The 6472-nt window shown below is 43.1% G+C and carries 7 protein-coding genes; all 7 read right to left on the minus strand.

Annotated elements, in window-relative coordinates; all coding sequences use genetic code 11:
* Nucleotides 1-274 precede the first annotated feature (274 nt).
* A complete protein-coding gene (locus ACTO17_RS19260) occupies nucleotides 275-1060 on the minus strand; it encodes a class I SAM-dependent methyltransferase (protein WP_135975188.1) in 786 nt (261 codons plus the stop codon).
* Between the two features lie 278 nt (nucleotides 1061-1338).
* The gene (locus tag ACTO17_RS19265) at nucleotides 1339-3705 is read right to left on the minus strand and encodes an ABC transporter permease (protein ID WP_482559065.1); all 2367 of its coding nucleotides are present in this window, start codon (nucleotides 3703-3705) and stop codon (nucleotides 1339-1341) included.
* A gap of 14 nt (nucleotides 3706-3719) precedes the next feature.
* Nucleotides 3720-4385 carry an ABC transporter ATP-binding protein gene (locus ACTO17_RS19270; protein ID WP_064786805.1) on the minus strand — a complete coding sequence of 222 codons (666 nt, stop codon included), beginning with the start codon at nucleotides 4383-4385 and terminating at the stop codon, nucleotides 3720-3722.
* Between the two features lie 209 nt (nucleotides 4386-4594).
* Nucleotides 4595-4771 (minus strand): hypothetical protein, encoded by a 177-nt coding sequence (locus ACTO17_RS19275; protein WP_173681925.1) that lies wholly within the window; start codon nucleotides 4769-4771, stop codon nucleotides 4595-4597.
* A gap of 12 nt (nucleotides 4772-4783) precedes the next feature.
* Entirely contained in the window at nucleotides 4784-5194 is a 411-nt protein-coding gene (locus ACTO17_RS19280; protein WP_482559066.1) for an ester cyclase, read from the minus strand.
* A 153-nt stretch (nucleotides 5195-5347) separates the two neighbouring features.
* Entirely contained in the window at nucleotides 5348-5767 is a 420-nt protein-coding gene (locus ACTO17_RS19285) for a nuclear transport factor 2 family protein (RefSeq protein WP_482559067.1), read from the minus strand.
* A gap of 27 nt (nucleotides 5768-5794) precedes the next feature.
* Nucleotides 5795-6472, minus strand: a 678-nt coding sequence (locus ACTO17_RS19290) for a sensor histidine kinase (RefSeq protein WP_482559068.1), incomplete at its 5' end; no start/stop codon positions are given.

Consider the following 6472-nt stretch of genomic DNA (forward strand, 5'->3'; position numbering starts at 1 on the left):
CCCCGGTGCTGTAAGTATTTTTGCAGACACCATGTATAGGTGTCGCTGTCGTCGATCAGCAGTATCTTTTTCATGTGTCCTCACCCCCAATATTGATTTACTATAAGCATAAACTACAAATGTTACACAAATGTCCGAGGTGCCTTTGATTTCGACAGAAAAACAGGCTGAATTGTTACAAAGCTCGGACATTTCAAAATATTTTGTCAAGGGATAGCAAAAAATCAGTGGCGCGGCTAATGAACCGCTCCACTGATTTTCCCAAACGTCCAATTTAACGCTTTTTTAGTTCGGCAATAGCACCATAATGTAAAATATCAAATTCATTAGGCGCAATATGTTCAAGGAGTGTTCTATGTTCTTGTTCCCACATAGAAATTTCTTTTTCGGTAAGCGAAGCACCAATTCCACGACACGCTTTCATTCTTCCATTCCAGCTTTCATGGGTGAATGGTATTCTTACAGTAAATTCTTCGTGATGTACAAGTTCAAAGTTTTCTTTATAGCAATCGGGTATGTCTATTTGATGTATCGTTTCTCCTGCACCACTCCAGTTAGGACTATATTTTAACACAAGTTTTTCACTTGCTCCCGCAATTTTATCCTCAAATGGAAGCCATGCCATATATAAAACAAGAATCTTTCCCTCTTTTTTAAGCATACGATAAAACTTAGGCATAACAATTTTATGGTTAAAATACCAAAAACATTGACAGGCTGTGATTACATCAAAAGAATTATCTGAAAAACTTATATCTTCTGTTGGCACAACGTAATAATCTATATCCATATCTTTTGAAAGGATTTTGGCTTGTTCAATTTGATTTCCTGAAATATCGGTAGCCCTCCACTTCGCCCCATACTGGTACATATTTCTGGGAAGCACCCCTGTCCCTGTTCCAACATCAAGGATAGATTGTCCGTCTATACATAATTTGCGGTCAACAATTTTTTGATAAAATTCTTTTGGATAAATATCACGGAACTTTGCATAATCTAAAGAGGTTTTCCCCCAATCAAAAGGTTTTCCGTTATCTATATCTCTATCAGTTATCTTCATACTATGCCTCCATCAATTTCTTTTGCCCGACAAACCGGAATTTTACTTTTTTCTTTTCTCTATCATAACCGATGACACAATCGCATATACAATCGCTCCAACTATATTTCCCATAGCATTAACCTCCGTAAATCCCGATTTATAGTATTCGTTCCTATTTCTCAAAAACTACAAAAGCACATTCGTAAGGATGGGCGCAATACACACTTTCTTGCTTATCAGTTCTGTTAATTTTCTTTTATCGTTAGCCATAGATAATTCCTCCAAATTTTATACGCTTATTCCATCGCCCGCATTTGTTCAATCAGAGATTGTTTTTTCTGTCTGCGGACTGTCCATACAGACAAAATCAGCTCCATTCCGAACAATACCAGAATGAACAGACCCATTTCCAAAACCGGGAATTTGTAAGGCACTACTTTTCCGGCAAAAGCTCCTACACTAAATTTGCTGCAAGCAAAGATGGAAGCCGGAAGCCCAACGATCAGCGTCGCCAATGTTGCAAAGAATGCATAGCACAGCCCCTCGCAGATATTCATTTTACATAGCTGCTTTTGGGTCAGTCCGATGGAACGCAAAACACTGTTTTCCTGTTTTCTGGACATTTGATTAGAGAGGGTCGTGTTAATTAGGTTGATAACGCCAAAGAGGAATACCAGCCATGAAAGTACCTCCATACTGCCAAATACAAAAGAATTTATATTTTTTTCATACTCAATTACAGTGTTAATATCATCTAATGCAATATCCGTATGAGCGGATATAATATTTTTTAATTCATCCCTCACATGATCCGCTTTTTGGGGATCACTTACAATGCTCCATGAATAATCGAAAGAGGTGATTTCCGGGTGCAGTTCATGGAACAATGCTTCCGGTGCAAATTCCAATACACCGTCAAAGTGATGTGTTCCATGTCCATTATCCAGATTATTGTTAAACACCCCGGATATAGTAACCGGAATGGTTGATTTCCCGGAGATAAGTTCAGCTGTTTCTCCGACACCTATATGTTCACGGTTACTTGTTGCCGAATCAATTAGGATGCTGTGTGTATCCGTCGGCATAGTGCCCTCTATCAATGAAGCTTCAACCTTAGAATAATTTTGATCAGTCAGTATATCACACATACCACCATATTCAATTCCGTTGACGTTATAATTTATATGAAGGCTTTGCCTTTTTGCAATCACATCGGTTACACCGTCAATAGACAAAATTTCCTGTTTGAGTTCCTCATTCAGTGGATTTCCTGCTGCCATGACTTCTTGTTCTGACAACTTTGAATCCAGATAAACCTTATAGTCACCATCCGGGAACTCTTGTCTTGCAAGCGCCTCTGGGGAGCGCAGCAAAACAATGGAGGATACCACAAGCAGGATAATTCCACCCAAACTCAATGAGGCTACAATAGCAACGGTCTTTTTGCGGTCACGCTTAAAATTCGCAATTCCCATTGAAACAGGATTGAGCTTGATATTCTTTTTCCGGCTGCGGATGTCTTTTTGCGCCGGGGTAAAACGGACGGCTTCAATGGGGGAAATCCCTGCCGCTATTTTCACCGGCTTACGGATGGAAACAGATACCATGATCCAACTGCTTATGAGTGTCAAAATAATCGTTGCCACATAGGAAACAGCATTAAATCCCTTGGAAAACAGGAGAAAACCGCCGCATACGCCCAGCACTGTACCAATCAGAATCCCGATACTGCCGAGTTTGTGTCCCTCCCGCTTTACAATCCGCTTGATTTGCTTTGGCGTCGCGCCAATCGTCCGAAGCTGCCCGTAGCTCTGGATTTTGTCATTGATGGAGATACGGAAGATACTCTGGATCACAATATAGCCGCCGATCAGAACAATAGCAATCACACCAACAATCGGTAAAAAATCAAAGGATTTAGAAGCATAAGCAAAATATTTGCTGTTCATTTTGGGCATAGAAAGCTGATATTCCTCCGCAACCTCCCTGCAATAAGAGCTCATCAGTTCTTCGTCCAACTGAACGCTGTTTTTGAAATGGACATAGGCGCGATACCCAGCCGGATCAAACCCTTTCCATTCTGTCAGGGCAGCGTTGGAAAGAATGATAGCGCAGGTATTCGCTTCTTTTTCATTTACGCTGTCCATAATGCCGGTAACGACATAATCGCCATGAAAACTCTCTGTATCTAAGGTCACAGTGTCCCCGATCTTGGCATTGTGTCCATAGGTGGAAAGAAAGTATTCGCTTACGACAACTTCATTTGCCTTTTGGGGCAGATTCCCCTCCAATAGCTTCATTTGGTCGCGCCCAATCTCCATCATTTCTGCGTCATTATATACATAAGAGGCATGATAGCCCTGTTCTGAAAGTTCCTCACCCAGCAGATAGTAGCCGCCTACGCGCTCAAACTCCGGCACTCCTTTCAGGGTTTCAATGTCGTTTTCCTCTACACCCAGCCAAACCGCCTCATAAGTATCGACAACCTGATTGCGCTGCATTTGTGTCAGGGAAGTAGACACAATTCCCGTAAAGCAGATCAGAAACGCCGCCAGCGCAACGGCGATCACCACCATCAGATTCCGGCGCTTCTCGCTTTGCAAACTTTTCTTTGCCAGCTTCTTTGTAATGGCGCTGGTATCATTCTCAAAAGGCCATGTCATAGCCTGCCACCTCCTTACTCTACAATCTTTCCGTCCTCAATGCGGACAATCCGATCTGCAAGACGGGCTATGTCGTCATTGTGGGTAATCATCACAACAGTTTGCCGGAACTCCGCACTGGTGCGCTTGATAAGCCCCAGCACCTCGGCGCTGGTCTTGCTGTCAAGGTTGCCGGTCGGCTCGTCGGCCAGCACGATAGCCGGTTTGGTAATCAAGGCGCGGGCAATCGCCACACGCTGCTGCTGTCCGCCGGAAAGATTGTTCGGCATATTTTTTAGCTTATCTTCCAGTCCCAGTAGGTGAACGATCTCGTCCAAAAACTTCTGATCCACCGTGTCCCCGTCCAGCTCCACCGGCAGGACAATGTTCTCATACACATTCAGGATGGGAACAAGGTTATAGTTCTGGAAGATAAAGCCGATGTTGCGGCGGCGGAAAATGGTAAGCTGTTCGTCGTTCTTCTTTGCCAGTTCTTCGCCCCGGACGATCACGGTTCCGCTGGTGGGAGTGTCCAGCCCGCCCATCATGTGAAGCAGGGTGGACTTGCCGCTGCCGGAGGTTCCCACAACGGCCACAAATTCGCCGTCCTCCACGGAGAAGTTCACGCCGTCAAGGGCGCGAGTAATGTTCGGCTCTGTACCGTAATACTTTTTCAGGTCGATAGTCTGTAAAATGCTCATACTCAAAACTCCTTTCAAGGCTTTCTGCCTGCTGATAAGGGTATTGTAAAACCCAAATGTCCGCGAAATGTTACAGCGGCCCAAAAATTTCATTGAAAATCGGGGTGAAATGTTACAACGCTCGGACATTTCAAAAAAATTTACGGCGGGCAGCCAGGAATGGCCGTCCGCCGCGTTCTATTTTGCTGAAATTGAAAGACAGCAGCAGTTCAAAGCAAGCTGCCTTTCAGCCCCTTTTTGAAAACTAATACGGCTCTTTCTGTTCCCCAAAATGACATTGTGACAAGCCGATAGCTTTGCTTTTCCATTTCTTCTATTTTGGCATTGATTTTCTCTGTTACATTTTCAACGGTAATTTCTTCTAATAATTCTGTACGATACATCATATCTTTGCCTCCTTATACGGGCCTAATTAAGTCATGCTCAAGCAATGTTTCAAATGTATTAACGGAGCCGCCATGCTCCACTATTTTGCCGTTTATTACTTTGTCAATATCAACACCTGTAAATACCAGTTTTTTATGTGTCGGTTTTATTCCTATCCATTCCCCTTCGTGTGTACCTTCCATAAGAAATTCAGAAATTACATAATCGCCATCAGCAAATTGCCGTAATATTTTTATCGTATAATCCGGGTATGTCTTTTTTATAGCAACAAGATGTTCTCTCATACCCTCTAATCCAAATGGTATTTTTTCATTACCAATATTAAGGAGGCAGTCTTTCGATACATACTGATAGAGTTCTTGCAATGAGTTTTTTGATACAACCAATTCATAGAAATTCTTTACAATTTGTTTGTTTTCCATTTATATTCTAATCCTCCATTTTTGAATTGAGTGTAATTTTATAAATCACTTCTACTCATGACCTGCGATACATTCTTGAATAAGTGACAGGGGGGCTTTTTTACAATGATGGTCTACTTATAAACATAAGGAATTACATCGATTTATACACCTCTAAAACCAATTCGCCTTTTGATTTCTAAATTGAGGGATGTCGCTTTCTTGATAGGGATTATAAGTATTACGGTTACACCCAAACTCTTTTAATGCTTTTATTTTATTGTCCTCTGTCCATTCAACCAAAGAAATGCCGTCAAATTCCTCTATATCCCCATTATTCATTTCATTTTTGAAATACCATTCTACAATCGTTTGATTTTCTTTATGGAAGAATTGCCTGATTTCCCAAATTATCACCTTTCCACGGGTATTCCACTCCTGAAACCAATGCTTTACGGTTTTACGATTGCTATACTGGGGACACCAACTTTCTGTATAGAGGACATCTTCTGTAAAAATATCATCAATGCCCATATCTTTCTGATAAAGCCACATATCAAACCACAGTCGAATCGTTTTTTCTCGTTCATTCATAATAGAAACACCTCGCTTGTTTACTTTTTATTTTGTAGGCAGCATAATAGAAAATTCCGAACCCTTGCCCAGCTCCGAAACCACTTTGATATAGCCGCCCTGCCGTGTTACGATCTCGCGGGCCAGATACAGGCCAATGCCCACGCCCTGCTGTTCGTGTACTTCTTCCTCACGATAGAAGCGCCGGAAGATGGCGGCCTGATTGCTTTCGGAAATGCCCTTGCCGGTGTCGGTCACTTTGATCTCCACATACATTTCCCACAGCACCACCGACACAGCGATTTTCCCGCCTGCCGGGGTGTACTTCACCGCATTGTCCAGCAAGTTAAAGAGGGCTTCCGATGTCCACTTGCTGTCATGGGAAACGGCCAAATCCTCCGGGCAGTTCACGGACACGGCAATTTCCTTTTTCTCCGCTGCATACACGATCCCACTCATGGCCTGCGCCACAGTATCAAAAAGGCGGCCCGGTTTCTTATCCAACTGGATCACGCCTGTTTCCAGCCGGGAGGTTTTCACAAGGGCCTGAAAGAGAAAGTCCAGCTTATCCGTCTGGCTGCGGATTCCCCGGATAAAGTCGGTGCGCTCCGCCTCGGTCATAGGTTTTTCCAGCAGGGTGTCCGTCGCCATTTTCAGATTGCTTACCGGCGTTTTCACCTGATGGGAAATATCCGATACAAGGGTCTGTAACTCCTGCCGTTCCTC

Source organism: Petralouisia sp. (assembly GCF_056822245.1).

Bases quoted from the DNA above. Each gene is read 5' to 3' on its own strand.
- ACTO17_RS19270 (WP_064786805.1), bottom strand. From the start codon at position 4,385: ATGAGCATTTTACAGACTATCGACCTGAAAAAGTATTACGGTACAGAG.
- ACTO17_RS19265 (WP_482559065.1), bottom strand. From the start codon at position 3,705: ATGACATGGCCTTTTGAGAATGATACCAGCGCCATTACAAAGAAGCTG.
- ACTO17_RS19285 (WP_482559067.1), bottom strand. From the start codon at position 5,767: ATGAATGAACGAGAAAAAACGATTCGACTGTGGTTTGATATGTGGCTT.
- ACTO17_RS19260 (WP_135975188.1), bottom strand. From the start codon at position 1,060: ATGAAGATAACTGATAGAGATATAGATAACGGAAAACCTTTTGATTGG.
- ACTO17_RS19275 (WP_173681925.1), bottom strand. From the start codon at position 4,771: ATGATGTATCGTACAGAATTATTAGAAGAAATTACCGTTGAAAATGTA.
- ACTO17_RS19280 (WP_482559066.1), bottom strand. From the start codon at position 5,194: ATGGAAAACAAACAAATTGTAAAGAATTTCTATGAATTGGTTGTATCA.